Source organism: Martinezella hainanensis, from assembly GCF_900094555.1.
Classification (GTDB): Bacteria; Pseudomonadota; Alphaproteobacteria; order Rhizobiales; family Rhizobiaceae; genus Rhizobium; species Rhizobium hainanense.
Map to the genome: position 1 here is coordinate 44316 of NZ_FMAC01000010.1, position 18439 is coordinate 62754.

The 18439-nt window shown below is 59.1% G+C and carries 13 protein-coding genes and 1 pseudogene; 11 read left to right on the forward strand and 3 right to left on the reverse strand.

Annotated elements, in window-relative coordinates:
• Nucleotides 1-268: 268 nt before the first annotated feature.
• The 7 genes and pseudogenes from GA0061100_RS26350 to GA0061100_RS26380 all read left to right on the forward strand — a co-directional run.
• Nucleotides 269-991: pseudogene (locus GA0061100_RS26350) on the forward strand (gamma-glutamylcyclotransferase); the annotation flags it as partial.
• Nucleotides 992-1592: 601 nt separating this feature from the next.
• Entirely contained in the window at nt 1593-2096 is a 504-nt protein-coding gene (locus GA0061100_RS26355) for an RNA polymerase sigma factor (protein WP_075855793.1), read from the forward strand.
• A gap of 94 nt (nt 2097-2190) precedes the next feature.
• A complete protein-coding gene (locus tag GA0061100_RS26360) occupies nt 2191-3144 on the forward strand; it encodes a FecR family protein (RefSeq protein ID WP_075855794.1) in 954 nt (317 codons plus the stop codon).
• Nucleotides 3145-3268: 124 nt separating this feature from the next.
• On the forward strand, nt 3269-5659 hold the full coding sequence (locus GA0061100_RS26365) for a TonB-dependent siderophore receptor (RefSeq protein ID WP_244557963.1): 2391 nt from the start codon (nt 3269-3271) through the stop codon (nt 5657-5659).
• A complete protein-coding gene (locus GA0061100_RS26370) occupies nt 5659-6918 on the forward strand; it encodes an MFS transporter (protein WP_075855795.1) in 1260 nt (419 codons plus the stop codon). Before GA0061100_RS26365 ends, GA0061100_RS26370 begins: the two co-directional genes overlap by 1 nt.
• Before the next feature lie 21 nt (nt 6919-6939).
• A complete protein-coding gene (locus GA0061100_RS26375; protein WP_075855796.1) occupies nt 6940-8049 on the forward strand; it encodes a siderophore-interacting protein in 1110 nt (369 codons plus the stop codon).
• A gap of 898 nt (nt 8050-8947) precedes the next feature.
• Nucleotides 8948-9943, forward strand: coding sequence for a GntR family transcriptional regulator (locus tag GA0061100_RS26380; RefSeq protein WP_075855797.1), 996 nt, complete (start codon nt 8948-8950; stop codon nt 9941-9943).
• 116 nt (nt 9944-10059) lie between these two features.
• Here the strand turns inward: GA0061100_RS26380 and GA0061100_RS26385 are convergent, their stop codons facing one another.
• The 3 genes from GA0061100_RS26385 to GA0061100_RS26395 all read right to left on the reverse strand — a co-directional run bounded on the left by GA0061100_RS26385 (nt 10060) and on the right by GA0061100_RS26395 (nt 13656).
• A complete protein-coding gene (locus tag GA0061100_RS26385; RefSeq protein WP_075855798.1) occupies nt 10060-11589 on the reverse strand; it encodes a UxaA family hydrolase in 1530 nt (509 codons plus the stop codon).
• Nucleotides 11590-11689: 100 nt separating this feature from the next.
• Complete coding sequence (locus GA0061100_RS26390) at nt 11690-12421, reverse strand: response regulator transcription factor (protein ID WP_075855799.1); 732 nt, start codon at nt 12419-12421, stop codon at nt 11690-11692.
• The gene (locus GA0061100_RS26395) at nt 12418-13656 is read right to left on the reverse strand and encodes a GAF domain-containing sensor histidine kinase (RefSeq protein ID WP_075855800.1); all 1239 of its coding nucleotides are present in this window, start codon (nt 13654-13656) and stop codon (nt 12418-12420) included. Before GA0061100_RS26395 ends, GA0061100_RS26390 begins: the two co-directional genes overlap by 4 nt.
• A gap of 298 nt (nt 13657-13954) precedes the next feature.
• On the opposite strand from GA0061100_RS26395, the gene GA0061100_RS26400 reads away from it, so the two are divergent.
• The 4 genes from GA0061100_RS26400 (at nt 13955) to GA0061100_RS26415 (ending at nt 18430) form a co-directional block, all read left to right on the forward strand.
• Nucleotides 13955-14971 carry an ABC transporter substrate-binding protein gene (locus GA0061100_RS26400; protein ID WP_075855801.1) on the forward strand — a complete coding sequence of 339 codons (1017 nt, stop codon included), beginning with the start codon at nt 13955-13957 and terminating at the stop codon, nt 14969-14971.
• A gap of 80 nt (nt 14972-15051) precedes the next feature.
• Nucleotides 15052-16542, forward strand: a complete 1491-nt coding sequence (locus tag GA0061100_RS26405; RefSeq protein ID WP_075855802.1) for a sugar ABC transporter ATP-binding protein — start codon at nt 15052-15054, stop codon at nt 16540-16542.
• The gene (locus GA0061100_RS26410) at nt 16539-17483 is read left to right on the forward strand and encodes an ABC transporter permease (RefSeq protein WP_075855803.1); all 945 of its coding nucleotides are present in this window, start codon (nt 16539-16541) and stop codon (nt 17481-17483) included. Before GA0061100_RS26405 ends, GA0061100_RS26410 begins: the two co-directional genes overlap by 4 nt.
• A complete protein-coding gene (locus GA0061100_RS26415; protein WP_075855804.1) occupies nt 17480-18430 on the forward strand; it encodes an ABC transporter permease in 951 nt (316 codons plus the stop codon). The genes GA0061100_RS26410 and GA0061100_RS26415 overlap by 4 nt, the downstream gene beginning before the upstream one ends.
• Nucleotides 18431-18439 lie beyond the last annotated feature (9 nt).

Sequence of the window (18439 nt, forward strand, 5' to 3'; positions counted from 1 at the left end):
AGCAATGATGTTTCAATCGTCGGCTGCACAATGAAAGATCATGCCGTGCGAAGCCGTCCTGAAATTATGCATTCTGAGATGGCGAAGCACTTGATGGTATCGAGAGGCGGCAGGTCGGTAATTCCCGATGGCAGCTTGCCTCCAGATAGCCTTCAGGCACTCCCCGGAGGAGTCTCGGTAGCGGATATCATTGTCCGCTGCTCGAAGATTTCCTCCTTCAGCAAGGTGCAGAGCGTTGGATCGATCGGCGGCTGCGGAGGTTGATGAGATGGATCAGTTGAGCGTCGGAACGGCATTGGGCCGCTCGCAGATGGATCTGACGGATGAACTGGTTGCTCTAAGTTTGCGCGACGAGATCGATGCTGGCCCCGATCCGCTTCGCATACCGATTACGGACGAAGAGCTGGATGGGCTGGCGGAGCGATTATATCGGGAGTCGCTAGGCGATGCGCTTTGGGTCTTCGCTTATGGCTCACTAATATGGAGGCCGGATTTCGATGCAGTCGAGTCACGCGTTGGAGCGATCAGGGGGTGGCACCGCTCCTTCTGTCTTCGAATGACGAGATGGCGGGGATCGCTGACGCAACCAGGGCTCATGCTTGCTCTCAAGCGAGGCGGATACTGCAAGGCAATCGCTTTCAGATTGGACGACAGCGATCGGCTGGCTCAGATCAGGCGCATGCTTCGCCGTGAAATCGGTACCCTTGAAGATGCGTCGACAATAAGATGGATATGGGTGCAGACCGAATTGGGTCCTGTGCGCGCACTGGTTTTCTGGGCTGGTCCAAAGGGAAGGCACGTCACCTCCAAACTGCCATTGGAAGCTGTCGCTGGCATCCTGGCAAGGGCGTGCGGTCCCAGAGGGTCTTGTGCCGAATATCTTTATCTGACGGTGAAGCATCTCGAGGCCTGGGGAATTCGGGACATCAACCTGTGGAGGCTTCAAAAGCTCGTTGCAAGCGAGCTTAGCGCTATCCACGCATTGGAAAGCACCGACGTCGGGCCGATTTCATCAAGGCAAAGACTTTCCGATGAGGTAGGCACTACCGCTCCGCCTTCGGTTTCCGTTAGGCAATAACAGTAAGGTCGCCAGTCGGAGCAACGTGCTTTGCCTCGGAGCAAGCAGGACCAATACATTACCCGAATGACAAGCGGACGATCTTCGAAACGCGGATGCGCGTCCACGACGCATCATCTCCAACTGGGTGAGCCGGTTCTTGGTTTCGCTTGGCAGGCCAATATCTGCGGTCTGAAACCGTTTCTCCAGGCACGAATCTTGGCATCTATTCGCTATTGAAATCTGGCCGGCGGCGCGACGAAGGCGCGGGCTGAAACAAATACGCGTCCCGGCCGTCCTCGCAGCAGAACGGAAGCTCCTGAACGGACCGAGCGGAAGTTGTCCCCCCCCCTTGAGCGCTGGACGAAATCTTTGTGGAACTTGCAAGCCCTGCCGACATGGTATAGCGAAACATGATAATAAAACTCAAGAATTATTGAGGGCATGACGCTAGACCGCAGACTTCGAACGGATGCGGCAGACGCAGAATCCGGCATCAACTGTCGGATCGCCGGGATCAGGACGTGAGTATGCGATGACCGATATGCTGTATTCCCTTCACGCGGGCGAAGAAAAGCGGCTTCATCGCTTCTTCCGTCGCAGGCTGAAGAGCAAGGATGATGTGGCAGATGCGACACAGGAGACATTCCTGCGAATGCTGGAGGCCTCGCACGCGACGCTCATCGAAAATCCACAAGCCTATCTGTTCCAGGTGGCTCGATCCGTCGCGCGGGTCATTCTGACCCGGCAGACCAGGGAGAGCGCGCTCTTTGCTCCCGACGTCGCCGGTATGGAAGAGCCCGACGAGCTTCCCTTGCCGGACAGGATCGTCAATGCACGGCAATGCTTGCTGATCATGGCGAAGGCGATCGAGGCGCTGCCGAAGCGTTGCCAGCAGGTTTTCATTCTCAGCCGGCTGCGCGGGCGGTCCAATGGCGAGATCGCCGCGGAGCTGGGCATATCCCGTAATATGGTCGAAAAGCACATCATCAGGGCGCTACTGCACTGCCGCAAGGTTCGCGCCGAAATATTTTTCTGAGACAACGTCAGGAGATGGACTTCATTTCGGCTCTTGGAATGCGAGCCGGGATGGATGCATGGCTTTGTCGAACTATAGACAGGCGAATGGAGTCATGAGCCGCAATCGCAAAGAGAAAATCGAGGATCGACTGGCTGAAGCTGCCGCCGGTTGGGTTGCACGGCTGCAATCCGCCGATGCGACGGATCAGGACAGGGCCGATTTCCAGTGTTGGCTGCGCGCTCATCCCTCTCACGCAGCTGCCTATGACGAGATGAGTGCGCTGTGGGGCAGCCTCAAGGACGCGCCGGTCTCGCTTGATGGTTTGAAGGCGCGCCGCCTCTCCCGGACAAGGGTAGCGGGATTGGCAGCGGTGTTCGGCCTGATCGCCGTCACATCCTGTATGCTCGGGCAGTTTGGCCTGATCGATCGCTGGCGCGCCGATTATTATACCGATGTCGGAGAGGTGCGGTCGATCACGCTGGAGGACGGTACGCAGGTGGATCTCGATACCGACACGGCGATTGCCGTGCGTTATTCCGCAGGCGAGCGGCGCATCCAATTGCTGCGCGGTCAGGCCTTCTTCGATGTGGCCAAGAACCCGCTGCGCCCATTCATTGTTGACGACGGCGGTTTGAGCGCAACCGCGCTTGGCACGCATTATTCGGTCCAGACATCGACGGGCTCGCTTTCGCAAATGGTCCAGGTCGAGGAAGGTTTCGTCGAGGTCAAGACGGGTGGCAGCGATACCGTCCTTGGAGCCGGCGATACCATTGCTGTCGATCGCTCCGGCAGGGCGACGCTTGCAAAGGCGGATATCGCGAACGATAGCGCCTGGCGGTATGGGAAACTGGTGTTTTCCGCGGCGCCGCTGGCAAAGGTGGCGCAGACGCTTTCGCGTTATCGCCATGGACGCGTTGTCGTTCTCGATGCGCAGGCGGCAGACCGGAAGGTGTCCGGGGTCTTCGATCTGACCAATACCGACGAGGCTCTTGCCATCATCGAGAGCAATTTGCCGGTTTCCGTGACACGCGTCACGGACATGCTGGTGGTCATCCGCTCGAAATAATCAAAATTTTTTGCGCGTGACGTCAGGAGGTCACCGCCGTTTTCACTCTTCGTAAGGGAATGGCGGGTCCGGGGATGCGCCGCTCTCATATGCAGGGATGAATGAAGGGGGCCGTGTGGCATCGATGAATTGGAAGGCGAGGCGCAATGCGCTCGCAGCGACTGTGTGCGCAAGCACCTGGGTATTTGCAAATGTCGGTTTGGCGCAAACAACGGATAAGCCGGCTGCGGTAGGGCAGGCGACGGTCAATGTTTCCATACCGGCGGGACCGCTGGAAAGTGCAATTCTGGCCTTCGGACGACAGGCGAATATCCGGCTGCTCTTTCCGACGGCAATTACCGCCGGAAAGAGCACGCGCGGCGTAAGCGGAAATTTGCCTGCAAGGGCCGCGGTGGAGCGGCTGCTCGCTGGTTCGGGGCTTGCTTATAGTTTCACCGGTCCGAACACCGTGCGCATTTACGACCGGGCCAATCAATCGGCCGAAGCCGGCAGCGTGGCGGCGGACGGCTCGACCGTACTCGAACCGCTTGTCATCAAGGGTCAGGACCAGGGCATCAAGGGCGTCATCGAGACGGAGGGTTATGTCGGAAAATCCGGCCGGACGGCGACGAAGACCGATACGCCGATCGCCGAAACACCTCAGTCCATTTCCACAGTGTCGCAAAAGCAGTTGCAGGACCTGCGGCCGCAGAACCTTTCCGAGGCGTTGAACTACGCGCCCGGTGTGCGTTTGGGGCAGTATGGTGCCGAACCGAGATACGATGCCTTCAAGGTTCGCGGCATCGATCTCACCTATACCGGCATCTTCCGCGACGGGCTGCGGCAGATCGCCAGTCCAAACGGCCTGTTCCGCCTGGAGCCTTATGGGGTTGAAGCCATTGCCACATTGCGAGGCCCATCGGCCTCCATCTATGGCGCCAGCAGCTCCGGCGGTATCGTTGACATCATCTCCAAGCGGCCGACGGAAGAACCGTTGCACGAGATCGAGGTCCAGTACGGTTCTTTTGGTCGTCTTCAATCGGCGTTCGATTTCTCCGGCCCTGTCACCGACGACAATACGCTGCTCTATCGTCTGACGGGCCTGGTGCGTGACGGACGCAACCAGATCGAGGCGATCAAGGACGATCGGCAATATATCGCACCGGCCCTCACATGGCAGCCGGATGAAGATACCAAACTGACGCTGCTTGGCGAATATATGAACTCCACGACCGGCGGGACCTGGGGTTACATCAACGAATATGGCGCAGCTGGAACCTCGGTTGGCGCGACACCCGTCTATGGTGGCGATGCCCGCTTCAACGATTTCAAGCAGAAACAATGGCGGATCGGCTATGAACTCGAGCAGGCGCTGAGCGATTCCGTCACCCTTTATCACAAGCTGCGTTATTCCGACATTTCGGCGCACCAGGAGTGGGTCTTTGCCGACTATCCCGGCATCGTCCTTGAGGATAATAGCGGGCTTGCCACGGATACCTATCTCAAGAGTGATTTCGATACTGGGCCGCTCAAGCATCAGCTCATTACCGGCATCGACTACAGTTACATGAAATTCACCTCGCGCCAGGGCAGCGGTCCGGATCTGTTTACCGACAGCTATTCCTATGTGCCTGATATCAACTACAGCGAAACCCAGAAGCAGAATTCGCTGGGCATCTATGCGCAGGATCAGATCGAATACGATGCTTGGCGCTTCACCGCCGGCCTTCGGCACGACTGGCACAAGAGTGACTATGCGCCCGGCAACGCAAGCTATTCGCGCGACGACAGCCGGACGACATTCCGCACCGGCCTGGGCTACGTCACGCCATGGGATATCATGCCCTATGTCAGCTACGGCACATCCTATGTCGCCAATCCGGGCGTGATCCGGACTGTCAACAGCGTTGCTCAGCAGGCCGAACCCACACTCGGCAAGCAGATCGAAGTCGGCGTCAAATATCAGATCCCGGACCGGAACGTCTCCATCACTGCCGTGCTGTTCAACATAGATCAGAAGAATGCCACTGTTTACGAGACCTCTTCAGGCCTCAACCTGTTGCGGCAGCTCGACCTGAAATCCCGTGGTTTCGAGCTCGAGGCGACGGCCTCGCTCGACAATGGCTTGAACCTCATCGCCGCCTATTCCTACAATGACGTGGAAATCACCAAGCTGACGGCGGAAACCAAGGGCAACACGCTCAACTCCTCGCCCTATCACACCTTCTCGCTTTGGGCGGATTATGAGGTGCAGGATGGCGCTCTGGAGGGTCTCGGTATCGGTGCCGGCCTTCGCTATGTCGGCTCGAGCTTCGGCGACAATCTCTATACGCCGGTCCTCGACAACAAGGCCCGTACCTTCGTCGATGCTTCGCTTCGCTATGATCTCGGCAAGCTCAATCCCTCGTTCGAGGGCGTGCGCCTGCAGGTCAACGCAACGAACCTGCTGAACGAAGTCAAACAGGTCTGTACCACTGGCTATTGCTACTTCGATGAAGGCCGGAAGGTTGTCGCCAGCATGCGGTATCGCTTCTGATGACCACGGTTCCGTCCGGTTCCCATGCGCCGTCCCCGGCCGGGGTTTTCGTCGCGGTCGGGGGACTTTATATCGCCCAGAGCGTCATCGGTGGCTTGACCATGCTTGGCCTGCCGGCGGTTCTGCGCTCACAAGGCTTGCCGCTCGATCAAATCGGCTTGCTCTATCTTACCGTCATTCCGTGGGCCTTTAAATTCCTATGGTCGCCCTATGTCGAACGGTTCCGCCTGCCGGCGGTCGGACGCAACCGGTCCCGGTCGATCGTCTTTGCCGGCGGGCTGCTTTGCGCGGCCGGCCTCGTTTCGATCGGCCTTACCGGTCCTTATCCGCTGGCGCCGGTGTTGAGCGTGCTGCTGCTGGTCGCGCTGATCACATCGACGGTGGACATCGCCTGTGACGGCTATGCGGTCGAAACGCTCGCCAAGGAGCATCATGGCTGGGGAAATACCGCGCAGGTCGGCGGTTCCTATCTCGGTTCGGCACTCGGTGCCGGCTTGTTTCTCATACTGGTCGAGAGGATAGGCTGGAGCTATGCGACCTTTACCATGGCATCGCTGGTCATCCTGCTCGGGCTGCCGTTCGTCTTCGGGCCGGCAAGTCGCAGTGCGGTCGAAACGCGATCGCATGCGCCGTCGCTGCTTCTGGCCCTCAAACGCCCTCAGGTGCAAAGAGGCCTGATGATCGCCGCGATCTATGTGGCGGCCCAGAAATGGGGGCTGTCGATGCTTGGGCCATTTCTGATCGACCGCGGTTTCGACCTTGCCTCGATCGGCATCCTGAACGGTGTCGGAAGCATGATCGTCGGCTTCAGCGGCGCACTGCTGGGCGGGATGCTGGTGCGGTTATGGGGCGGGACGACCGTGCTGATCCTGGCCATTTTGTTGCAGACAATGCTTCTTGCCGCCTTCGCGCTCTTTAGCTTCGATGGCAGCCTGCCGCGGGCCTTCATCATACCGATCGCGATTGCCAGCTCGTCCGGAGTGATGTCCGTCGGCTTCGTCGCGCTCTATTCGCAGTTCATGGGCTGGTCCGACCCGAAACAGGCCGGAGTCGATTTCACGCTTTTCCAGTGCGCGGATGGAATGGTCAGCATGGCCGGTGGCCTGGGCGCGGGCTGGATTAGCGAACACTTCGGCTATCCCTTCTTCTTCACCGCCGCTGCAATCGTCTCCGTCCTCGCGATCCCGGCGATAGGCCTGCTGATGCGGGGAATGAATGACAACGCCGTTGTTCTGGCACAGCTTTCCGACGGCCGGTAAAGCATGGAACGGGAGAAAGAATTGCGATCCAACGCCATCATCAGCAGCGATCAGGCAGAGGCGCTTGTTGCAAACTTTGCCGATCGCTTCCGCGATTTTGCGCAGGTTGCGGCAGAGGCCGGAAAGGCAACGCTCATTTCCCGCTACGGTCGCGCCGATCTTGCCGCTAAGGCCAATCAGATCTCGATTGCGGTCTCGGCCAAGGACGACATCGACCTCTGCTATATCAAGATGGCGGTCGCCGAGTATTTCTCCTCAGCCGTCGGTCCAGGCGTTGTGCATTGGTCCGGGGACGGCGAAATTACCAGCCCTTTGCCGCCGTTCTTTCGCGAGATGCGGGTTGTCTTGGTTGCGGATGTAACGCCGCAAATGCGTCGGTTGCGGCTGAGCGGCCGGGATCTGCACCATTTTGCGGCCGATGGTCTGCATGTCCGCCTGCTGTTTCCGCCAAAAGGCTCTCCGCCGGTGTGGCCGACGCTGGGAGTGGATGGAAGGATCGTGTGGCCGGGCGGAGCGGACAGGCTCACCTCCAGGGTCTATACGATCCGCTCGCGCAATATCGAGCGCGGAGAGATCGAGATAGATTTTGTTCTGCACGATCATCCCACGCACACACAGAGCCCTGGGGCTTCGTTTGCCGAACATGCCCAGCCGGGTGATCTTGTCGGATTGTTCGCGCCGGCCGGCGGCGAGATCCCGAGGGCACAGTCGCTCATCCTTTGCGGTGACGACACCGCCTTGCCGGCGATCGCGCGCATATTGGGAGAGCTTCCGTCGTCGGCGCATGTCCGGCTGTTCATCGAGATCGATAATCCGGAGTGCCACTACGAGCTGCGCAGCGGTCCAAATATCGAACTGACCTATCTTTATCGCGACGGCAGGCAAGCAGGTACGACCCGCCTGCTATCCGAGACGCTGAGCCGTCTGGAGGTCGATAATCTAGCGGATGATCTCTATTTCTGGGCCGGCTGCGAGTTCGGCGACTTCGTCGAATTGCGCAGACTTGCGCGCCGGAGCTGGAAGCTGCCGCGCGAACGGCATCTCGTTGTTTCCTTCTGGCGCCGAGGTTTTGCCGAAGGGGAAGCCCCCAGTGCCGATGCACGGCCTGCATCAGGTGCCAAGTCGAGATAGATCGCTGGGCGGCGTTCGGCCAGGCCAAGTGCAAGCGTCGTCTTGTTGATCTTGCGCAGGCCTACTTGCGCTTCTTCGAAGGCGGTCATTTATCCGTTTTCCGCTTCATTTTGGGCACTACAAAACGGATTGGCCAGCGCCTCCCACATATGCGGATATCGCGCCCGCCGTTCAATCGGCGAGGTCGGCGCTTGCAGCTACGTCATCGGTGCCCAGCTCGATACCCGCCCAGACCAGAGGGGTGTCAGAGCGTTCGATGATCTCGGGACTTGAGCAGTCAGTCCATCGGCATCATCCATTTGCCTGCACATCCTGATGATTGACGGAACCAAAAGCGCACGCCCGCGTAGACTTAGATGACGAGCTTTGTTCGGTTCTGACGAGGAGCGGAATGCCTTGAGCCACTTCAATACCCAGGAAGGGTAATTTGTTTTCATTCCACGACGACACGCAGAGTAACTTCGAAAGGGGGACCCGATGTCGAGTTACACGCCTCTGGTCCTGTTTTTCATCTCTGCGGGGCTGCTGATTTGCATGATTGGTATCGGCTTGGCTTCCCTTATTCAGTAAAAAACATTCCTGCTGACGCCTCTTGATGAGTGGGGTTTGGTGGTTGGAGCCAAGGAGGTTCGATGGCAATGAACGTCTAACGCCGGAATCCTGGATGTGTCGGACGCCATTCGCGATCAGGCGAATTTCGGCTCCGACCATCCACATCGGATTTTTCATGGAAGTACTGGAAGCGTGTTATGGATGTTTACGTCAGTGGTTTTGAACATGGGTGAGAAAGTAATCGAATTTTTCCGCCAAGTATCGAAGACGCTTTGGAATTGCTGCACTTCTATTGTTGGCGAGATGCTCTTCATGGGGCCGTCTCGGACGCGAAACATGGGATCATATGGGCATATCACGGTTGGGGAATAGCGGTCCGCGCAAAACCAGTCTCTATGAGGAGCTCTTTGGGCGACTGAAGGCCGAGATTCTTGACGGAACGGTGCCCGAGGGCGCTGTGCTGACCGAGGCAGCCCTTGCAGATCTGATAGACAGCAGCCGCGCGCCGGTACGCCAGGCGCTGCAGCTCCTGTTCGAAGATGGCCTCATTGCCCGGTTCGATGGTCGCGGCTTTATCGTCGGCGCATCGGGCACACCGCCGAAGCGGGTCAAGCTCGGTGACTATCTCGGCAAGCTCTTCGACGAAGATGGCGACAGGCCGATGTTCGCCTGGCAGGCGCTCTACGAGGATGTCGAACGCATCGTCGTTTATCGCTCTTTCTTCGGCCGCTATCGCATCAATGAAAACGAGCTTGCACGCCATTTCGGCGTCGGGCGTGGCGTGGCGCGCGATGTGCTGCTGAAGTTGGAGACGCTCGGCATCACGGAGAAGGACGACAATTTCCGTTGGTCTATCGTGCCGCTCGACGGTCAGCGCATTCGCGACCTCTACGAGGTGCGCGAACAGATCGAGCCGGTGGCGCTCGCAAGCGCCTTGGGCGGACTTTCCGAAGAGCACGTCGAAGCGATGCTTTCGCGGTTGTCGCTGGCGCTCGCGGATTACCCCGATGTTTCTGCCTCGACTATGTACGAGCTGGAGCTGGACCTTCATCTGCGCAGCCTGCAAGCCTGCCCGAACAAGGAGTTCTTGAGCATCCTGAAGCGGACACAATGCATCCTCACGCTCAGCAAGCATGTCGTCGGCAGCCGCATCAAGATGCCGGAATACGAGCCCTTCCTCGCCGAGCATATCGGGGTCTTCAAGATGGTGCAAAAGCGCGACGAGGAGGGACTGCAGAAAGCAATGCGCGATCACATAAGCAATTCGCAGCCCAATGTGCAGGCGCGTGCCGCCTATATCCGTGAGCACTATCAGCCGGACGAGTACAGCTTCATTACCTAAAGCGCGTCGCGATCTTTCAGATTCGCTTCTCGCGCCTTAGGCCTTTGATTTTGCGCATGTCGTTGTTGCAAAACCGCTGCACACTTTTGCGCGGCATGTTTTAGTTCGGGACGGCGTCAGGTGATGGCGCCGACCTGCCAGGGAACGAATTCATTGTCGCCATAGTCGAACGTCTCGCTCAGCGTCTTCTTGCCGGAGGCGACAGCGATGATCTCCTCGAAAATCCGCTCGCCGGCCGCCTCGATCGTATCGTCGCCGCTGACGATGTCGCCGCAGTTGATGTCCATATCCTCGCGCATATGGTTGTACATCTCGGTATTGGTTGCGATCTTGACGCAAGGCGCCGGCTTGAAGCCGGAGACTGAGCCTCTGCCCGTGGTAAAGCAGATCACATTGCAGCCGCCGGCGACCTGGCCGGTGACGGCAACCGGATCGTAGCCGGGCGTGTCCATGAAGACGAATCCGGGCTCATCGACGATCTCCGAATATTCGTAGACGGCCTTCAGCGGCATGGAACCGCCCTTGGCGACCGCACCGAGAGACTTTTCTAGGATCGTCGTCAATCCGCCGAGCTTATTGCCATAAGAGGGGTTGTTGTTGAGCTCGGCGCCGTTGCGGCGGGTATAGTCACGCCACCAATCGATCCGGGAGAGCAGCTTTTCGGCGACGGCAGGAGTAACCGCCCTGCGCGTCAGGAGGTGTTCGGCCCCGTAGATCTCAGGCGTTTCGGCCAGAACCGAAGTGCCGCCATTGCGTACGAGAAGATCGGAGGCATATCCGAGCGCGGGATTGGCCGAAATGCCTGAATAGCCATCCGAGCCGCCGCACTCCAAAGCGAGCTTGATCCCCGAGAGCGGCTGAACGGTGCGCTTGGCGGAATTCACCTCTGGCAACATGTCCTTGATCATTTCGGAAGCTGCTGCGATCGTCTTGCGCGTGCCGCCGAGATCCTGGATCGTCATGGTGCGCAGCCGGTTTCCTTCTTCGAGCTTGTAGTGCTCCAGGATGGGTGCGATCTGATTGGTTTCGCAGCCAAGACCGATCATCAGGATGCCGCCGAAGTTCGGATGCCGCGCATAGCCCTGAAGAGTGCGGGCCAGATAACGATAACCCTCTGACTGGGTGTTGATGGCGCAGCCGCCGCCATGGGTCAGCGCCACGACGCCGTCGACATTGTCGAAGCCGTCAAGCCCACCCGTGCGATTGAAATGCTCGGCGATATATTTGGAGACGGTCGCCGAGCAATTGACCGTCGTGATGATGCCGATGAAGTTGCGGGTACCGACCCCGCCGGCGCCGCGGTCGAAGCCCATGAAGGTCCGACAGTCCTCGCGTGGCAGCATGCCCGCTTCTTCGATATCGACGCTGAACTGGTAGGGATGATCGGATTCGATCACCGCCAGGTTCTGCAGGTGAACATGGCCGCCCGCTGGAATGAACTGCGTCGCAATGCCGATCGGCTGGCCGAACTTGCGGATTTCTTGACCTGCCTGGATGTCGCGGACCGCAACCTTGTGGCCGCGCGGGATCTGATCTGCAGCAATCAAGCCGTTAATGCCGGTCGGGCTACCAGCGCGGATCATCGCACGAGCGACGGCGACATCATCGATGGGATTGAGCAGGATAACGGGGGAAACGGCGGACATGGGAAATTCCGTATGATTGGATTAATGTCTATTGCTAGCAATAGACAATTATTCGAGGGAAGACGTCAAGCAGGATCGACATTGGTGGCTGGCTTCTCTTTCAATCATGTGGTTGGCGCGCGAGCCAGGCGGAAAGATCGGCTTCCGCACGTTCGAGCGCGCTGTGATTGAGCAGTTTTCTCAGAAACGCCACGGCAACCGCGCGCGCTCTGAGATTGAACCGCCCTTCATCATCCTGGCCGCCGAGCGGCTGATAGACGCCGAGTTTCACGTATAGCTGCTGCAATCGGTTCTGGACGCTGCGAACCGAGAGGTTCCGCCTTTGGGCGATTGCGCGATCGGTCAATCCAAGCGCGATATCGATCAGAATCTCATATTCGGCCTCGGTGAAACCATTGACATTGCCGAGGCTTTTTTGCTGCATGCCGCGCACTTCGCGGTCGATCACGCATTGGCTTTCGATAAAGATGCTGCGAAGCGCCAGCTTCAGGCGGTCGTCGGAGGCCGATTTGAGGACATAGCCATAGACGGCACCGACGGGGACGATGCGGGAGACGCCGCGAACATAGGCCTCGTCCGAATAGTTCGACCAGAAGAGAATGCGCGTCTCCGGTCGCTCCTTCCATATGGTGCGGGCCGCCTCGATGCCATTGCGCTGGCTCATCTGCAGATCCATGACGATGTGAGCGGACTTCAAATCCCGCGCCAGCCGTTCGCCCGCATTGCCGTTTTCCGCCTCCAGCACGCCATCGCATTCGGGAAGTGCCGCACGGATCGCTTCATTGAGATAGGAGCGATGAAGCGGATCGTCCTCGATGATCAGAACCTTCATGCCGCCGCGCCTCCCACCGATTGCGCCTTGGCCGGCAGGCTGACGCTGACGGTTGTTCCACCGGACGCAGCCGCCGCCTTGATCGCGAAGCGCGCGGAAATCAAGCGCGCACGCGTCCGCATGTTTTCGATACCTCCGCCCGATGATCTGCGGGTATTTCCAAGTCCAATGCCGTCATCCATGACATCGATGGTGATCGCCCCCCCGGCCGCTTTCAGATGAACCGAAATGCTGCCAGCCTGGGCGTGACGAATAGCGTTATTGATGGCCTCCTGCGCGATGCGGAAAAGCGCAATGGACACCGATTGCTCAAGGCAGTCGATGGCGCCGCCAGTCTCATCGTTCAGGACCCAGGCCAAAGTGGCTTCGCTCTCCTGGATCGACCGTTCGAGGTGGTTCTCCACCGCCTGCGCAAAACCGAAAAGCTGAAGGACCGAAGGTTTGGCTTCCTCGATGATCTGGCGAAGATCGTGCATGCTGTGCTGCAAACCGCGAAACAGCGGCTCAAGCGCTTCACCGGTGACATCAGGCTGACGGGCAAGTCGTTCCAGACGCCGGGAGAGGCGGGTCAGATCGGCGAGAATCTGGTCGTGCAGGTCCATCCCGATGCGCTGCCGTTCGGCCTCCAGTGCCTCGGTCAGTTTCAGGGCGCCGAGGCGCAAACCCTCTTCACGAGCACGGGCCTCGGCTTCCACGATCGCCGATCGCTTGGCCTGGTCGGCGGCGCGGATGGCAAAGAAATGGGGTGCCAGAAGGTCGGCTATCACACGAGCACTTTCGATATCCTGCATGGTGTAGAGGCCTGTCTGGTGGCTTGAGCAGGACAAAGCGCCGATGACATGGCCCTGAACTTTAAGGGGCACATGCAGACGGCTATGCAGCGATTGGTGAAAGATCGGATGCGAGAAAGCGCCTTGAAAATGGAATTGCGGATCGCTCCAGGCATCGTCGGTCAGCAGGTAGTCAGTCTCACCCCAGAGAAGCGTGCGGATGGGACTATTGCTCACAGGCGCCGGAAAACGGCGACCCCAATCTGTCTCCAATCCGCTCTCGTAGGCGGTATGAAATTGCTCGTCCATCAGGATGATGCAGACATCGAGATGATCATGCGGGATGACATGGCTGATTTCGGCGGCGACCGCCCGGATGACCGAGTGAAAGTCGAGCTGGCCGGCAAGAAGCCTTGATATGTTGAGATAGTGGTCGAAGACCGATTGCGGCGCTAGATCGCGCAAGACAAGCCCTCCCAGGCAATGCGTCGACCTATGCTCCTCCGGCCGTTCGCAGCATGCAAATTTCGGACGCTATTAAGCGCCGATCCGAGCGATCCGTCTTGCGGATTTGCGCATCTTTTCTGCGGGATCCCGCAGGGTCTCGCCCTTTAAGCGCCTGTACAAGCGTCAGAATCTCGGACATCCTGTTTCTACTGACAGGGGAACCTTCAGTGCAAATATTATTTTCGATCGTTCGTTGAGGAGCGCGTTCGAAAATCTTGGCCTGGAAGATGAAGTACAGGCTCTTTGGGAGGAAAAAATGAATATTGCCAAGATGCTTATGGCATCCGCCGTCATCGCTTGCGTCGCTGCGCCGGGTGCTGCCTTTGCCGATACGTCATCCAAGAAAATTGCATTGTCGAACAACTATGCCGGCAATTCCTGGCGCCAGGCCATGTTGACCAGCTGGCAGAAGGTGACGGGCGAAGCTGTCAAGACCGGTGTCGTGGCCGCTGCCGATCCGTTCACCACGGCGGAAAACCAGGCGACCGAGCAGGCTGCCCAAATCCAGAACATGATCCTGCAGGGCTATGATGCGATTGTCATCGACGCTGCATCGCCGACGGCGCTGAACGGTGCCATCAAGGAAGCCTGCGATGCCAAGATCGTCGTCGTTTCCTTCGATGGTATCGTCACCGAACCCTGTGCCTGGCGCATCGCCGTCGACTTCAAGGGCATGGGCGCAAGCCAGATTGAATATCTCGCCAAGAAGATGCCGAAGGGCGGCAACGTGCTCGAAATCCGCGGACTAGCCGGCGTTTCGGTCGATGACGAGATCTCGGCGGGTATCCACGAGGCGGCAGCCAAATATCCGCAGTTCAAGATCGTCGGTTCGGTGCATGGCGACTGGGCACAGGATGTCGCCCAGCGGGCCGTTGCCGGCATCCTGCCGAGCCTTCCCGATATCGCTGCTGTCGTGACCCAGGGCGGTGACGGTTATGGTGCGGCCCAGGCCCTTGCCGCCGCCAAGCGTCCGATGCCGACGATCGTCATGGGCAATCGGCAGGACGAGCTTGCCTGGTGGAAGAAGGAAAAGGACGCCAGCGGTTATGAGACCATGTCGGTCTCGATCGCGCCCGGTGTCTCGACGCTTGCCTTCTGGGTCGCCCAGCAAATCCTGGATGGTCAAGAGGTGAAGAAGGATCTGGTCGTGCCGTTCCTGCGCATCGACCAGGACAATCTCGAAACCAATCTCGCCACCACCCAGGCAGGCGGAGTCGCGAATGTCGAATACACGCTCGACGACGCCAAGAAGGTCATCGCTGCGGCGAAGTAACCGATATCTGCAGACCGTAGAGACTGGCGCCGCCGATGAAAAGGCGGCGCCTGCCGATACAACGCCCGACCGGACGATCCATGATTGCAGCCAAAGACAATGCTTTAGTGAAACAGGATGCCGGCCCGCAGGCAGTCGTTTCCGCCCGTGGCATCAAGGTGCATTTCGGTGCTGTGAAAGCGCTTGATGGCGCCGATCTGACAGTTCATGCAGGCGAGTGCATAGGGCTCGTCGGCCATAACGGCGCCGGCAAGTCGACGATCGTCAACGTCATCAATGGCGGTCTCAGCCCGCACGAGGGCAGTGTCACCTATGACGGCGACAGCACTGTGCACGGCGTCAACGCAGCTCGCGCGCATGGCATACGCTGCGTCTTTCAGGAGTTGTCGCTCGCCCCCAATCTTACCGTTGTCGAGAATATGCGAGTGGTCCATCGCGGCCTTGCCGGCTGGAGCTGGCGGCGGCAGGCGGCGATAACCGTTCGCGCCAAGCTCGATGAGATTTTCGCCGGCCACAGGATCGACGTCATGCGGACCGTTGGCGAACTCTCGATCGCCGAGCGGCAGATGGTAGAGATTGCGATTACCTTTTGTGCTGTTGGCGAGAAGCCGAAGCTGGTCATCCTCGATGAGCCTACGTCTTCGCTCGATGCAGGGCTCGCCGCGCAATTGATGGCCTATGTGCGTGGCTTCGTGCAGGCCGGCGGTGCCGTCATGCTGATCTCGCATATTCTTGGCGAGATTCTTTCGACTGCAAGCCGCATCGTCGTCATGAAGGACGGTCGCGTCGTCGCCGATCGTATTGCTCAGGACTTCAGCGTCCATAGCCTGGTCCAGGCAATGGGCAGTGTCGTCAAGGAGCAGGACCGCACGCGCAGGAGCGGGGAGGGTACCACAGCGCCTCCTCTGCTTGCACTGCCGGCGCGAGGTGGCAAGGGTCTTGGCTTCAATGTCCGCAAGGGTGAGGTAATAGGACTTGCCGGTCTGGCCGGTCATGGCCAGACTGACATGCTGCTCGATCTCCATCGGTCACTTTCGAGCAACTGGTTGCCGGGCAGGCAGGGTAATATCGCTTTCGTCGCCGGCGACCGGAGCCTGAACGGCACTTTTCCGCTTTGGAGCATCCTGAAAAATCTCAGCATTGCCTCGCTGAGCGATTTTTCGCGACTGTCCGTCGTCGATGGCGGGCGGGAGGATCGCCTCGGAGCAGACTGGAAGGGCCGTATCGAAATCCGTACGCCGACGATGGCAAACGGCATTCTGTCCTTGTCTGGCGGCAATCAGCAGAAGGTCCTGTTTGCCCGCGCCTTGGCAACGACGGCGCCGATCGTGCTGATGGACGATCCGATGCGCGGTGTCGATATTGGCACCAAGCAGGAGGTCTACAGGATCTTGAACGACGAAGCTTCGTCCGGCCGCACTTTCATCTGGTATTCGACCGAGATGGACGAGATACGGCTCTGCGACCGCGCCTATGTCTTTCGTGACGGTGCCATCGTCGCGGAGTTGGTTGGAGAGGAAATCACGGAGGAAAATGTGCTGGCGGCTTCCTTTGCCGGGGAGGGCGCATGAGCCGCCCATCATCCGCTACCTTGCGCCTGCTCATCCCGGCGCTATCGCTTGTCGTCCTGCTCGCCGCGGTCTTTTATCTGCAGCCGCGCGCCATGAGCTATATCGGTCTCAATCTGCTCTTCAATCTCGCCGTGCCGATTGCTCTGGCGACGATCGCGCAGATGATGATCATGTCGGTCAACGATCTCGACCTGTCGATGGGGACCTTTGTCAGCTTCACTGCCTGTGTGGCGGCGACTTATCTGCAATCTTCTCCGCTCCTCGGCATCCTCATTCTGGCGGCCGCAGTTGCCGTCTATGCCGTGATTGGCATCGTCATCTATATCAGGGATCTGCCATCGATCGTGGTGACGCTCGGCATGAGCTTCGTCTGGGGCGGCCTTGCGGTTCTGTTGTTGCCGGCACCGGGCGGCACTGCACCCGATTGGGCGCGCTGGCTGATGACCTCGAAGCCGCCGCTTGTTCCCATGGCGATCATAGCGAGCATCGTCATCGCGGTGTTTTCCCACCTGATCGTCATGCGATCCTCCTTCGGAGTGCTGATCCGCGGCGTCGGCGGCAATCAGCGATCGCTGCAGCGGGCCGGCTGGTCCGTCGTCAGCCTGCGTGCTGCGGCCTATGCGCTGGCGGGCCTCTTCGCGGTACTTGCCGGGATTGCCCTGGTGGGTCTCACCACCTCGGCGGATGCGAATATCGCGCTGCGTTACACATTGCTGTCGATCGCCGGCGTAATCCTCGGCGGTGGAGAGTTTACCGGCGGCCGCGTCTCTCCGGTGGGTGCCGTCATCGGCGCGCTGACGCTGACCCTGGCGGGCTCCTTCCTGTCGTTTCTGCGCATCTCGCCCGACTGGCAGATCGGCGCACAGGGCGCGATCCTGATCATCGTCCTTGCCCTCAGGCTCTTGCTCAATCGCGTCGAAAAGCGGGAGAAACAATCATGATCGCTCTTCGTGCGCTTGGCCGCAAACCTTGGATCTGGTCCTTCGTCGCGGCAACCGCGGTGTGGATCATCACCGTTCTCTTCACCGGCGGCGCCAGCTCCATCGGTCTGTCGCAGGCCGCTCTCACCTTTGCGGCATTTTCCGTCATCGTCGGCATCGGGCAGATGTTCGTCATCACGCTCGGGCCGGGCAATATCGATCTTTCCGTACCGGCCACCATGACGCTTGCCGGTACGATCGCGCTGAAGCTCATGAATGTCGAAGACAGCATGATCGTGCCGGGTCTGCTGGTGTCGGTCGTGATCGGCCTTGGCATCGGCCTTGGCAACTACGCGCTGATCAAGCTTTTGCGCATTCCGCCGATCATCGCGACGCTTTCCATGAGCTTCATCATTCAGTCGACCGCCATCTGGAGCAATCGCGGGCTGCGCATCAAGCCGCCCGAGTATCTGGCTGATTTCACCACATCAGGTGTGTTCGGCATACCGAATGTCGCCATTGTTGCTCTGCTGCTGTCGGCGCTTGCCTGGATTCTCCTGGAAAAGACGATTTATGGCCGTTGGATATCGGCGATCGGCCAGAGCATGTTTGCCGCGCGCATGGCCGGCATTCCGGTCGATGGAACGCGGCTTGCGACCTATGTGCTCTGCGCCATCCTGGCGTCGATCTGCGGTTATCTGCTCGCGAGCTTCTCCGGCGGGGCTGCCCTCAACATGGGTGCGGAATATCTGTTGATGTCGATCGCCGTCGTCATCATCGGCGGGACAGCTGTTGCCGGCGGTGATTCGAACGTGCCGGGCATCTGGGGCGCCTCATTGTTCATGTTTCTGGTCGTCTCCATGCTGAACACCTATGGCTTCGGCGCCGGCCCAAGGCTCGTTCTCACCGGCCTGATCATCATTGCTGTCATTCTCGTTGCCGGCGGCCGCCCCATTGGCGGGCGCTGAATTCCTCCC

Coding starts and splice junctions, on each gene's coding strand:
- GA0061100_RS26410 (WP_075855803.1), top strand. CDS start 16,539: ATGAGCCGCCCATCATCCGCTACCTTGCGCCTGCTCATCCCGGCGCTA.
- GA0061100_RS26365 (WP_244557963.1), top strand. CDS start 3,269: ATGAATTGGAAGGCGAGGCGCAATGCGCTCGCAGCGACTGTGTGCGCA.
- GA0061100_RS26400 (WP_075855801.1), top strand. CDS start 13,955: ATGAATATTGCCAAGATGCTTATGGCATCCGCCGTCATCGCTTGCGTC.
- GA0061100_RS26370 (WP_075855795.1), top strand. CDS start 5,659: ATGACCACGGTTCCGTCCGGTTCCCATGCGCCGTCCCCGGCCGGGGTT.
- GA0061100_RS26360 (WP_075855794.1), top strand. CDS start 2,191: ATGAGCCGCAATCGCAAAGAGAAAATCGAGGATCGACTGGCTGAAGCT.
- GA0061100_RS26355 (WP_075855793.1), top strand. CDS start 1,593: ATGACCGATATGCTGTATTCCCTTCACGCGGGCGAAGAAAAGCGGCTT.
- GA0061100_RS26405 (WP_075855802.1), top strand. CDS start 15,052: ATGATTGCAGCCAAAGACAATGCTTTAGTGAAACAGGATGCCGGCCCG.
- GA0061100_RS26415 (WP_075855804.1), top strand. CDS start 17,480: ATGATCGCTCTTCGTGCGCTTGGCCGCAAACCTTGGATCTGGTCCTTC.
- GA0061100_RS26380 (WP_075855797.1), top strand. CDS start 8,948: ATGGGCATATCACGGTTGGGGAATAGCGGTCCGCGCAAAACCAGTCTC.
- GA0061100_RS26390 (WP_075855799.1), bottom strand. CDS start 12,421: ATGAAGGTTCTGATCATCGAGGACGATCCGCTTCATCGCTCCTATCTC.
- GA0061100_RS26385 (WP_075855798.1), bottom strand. CDS start 11,589: ATGTCCGCCGTTTCCCCCGTTATCCTGCTCAATCCCATCGATGATGTC.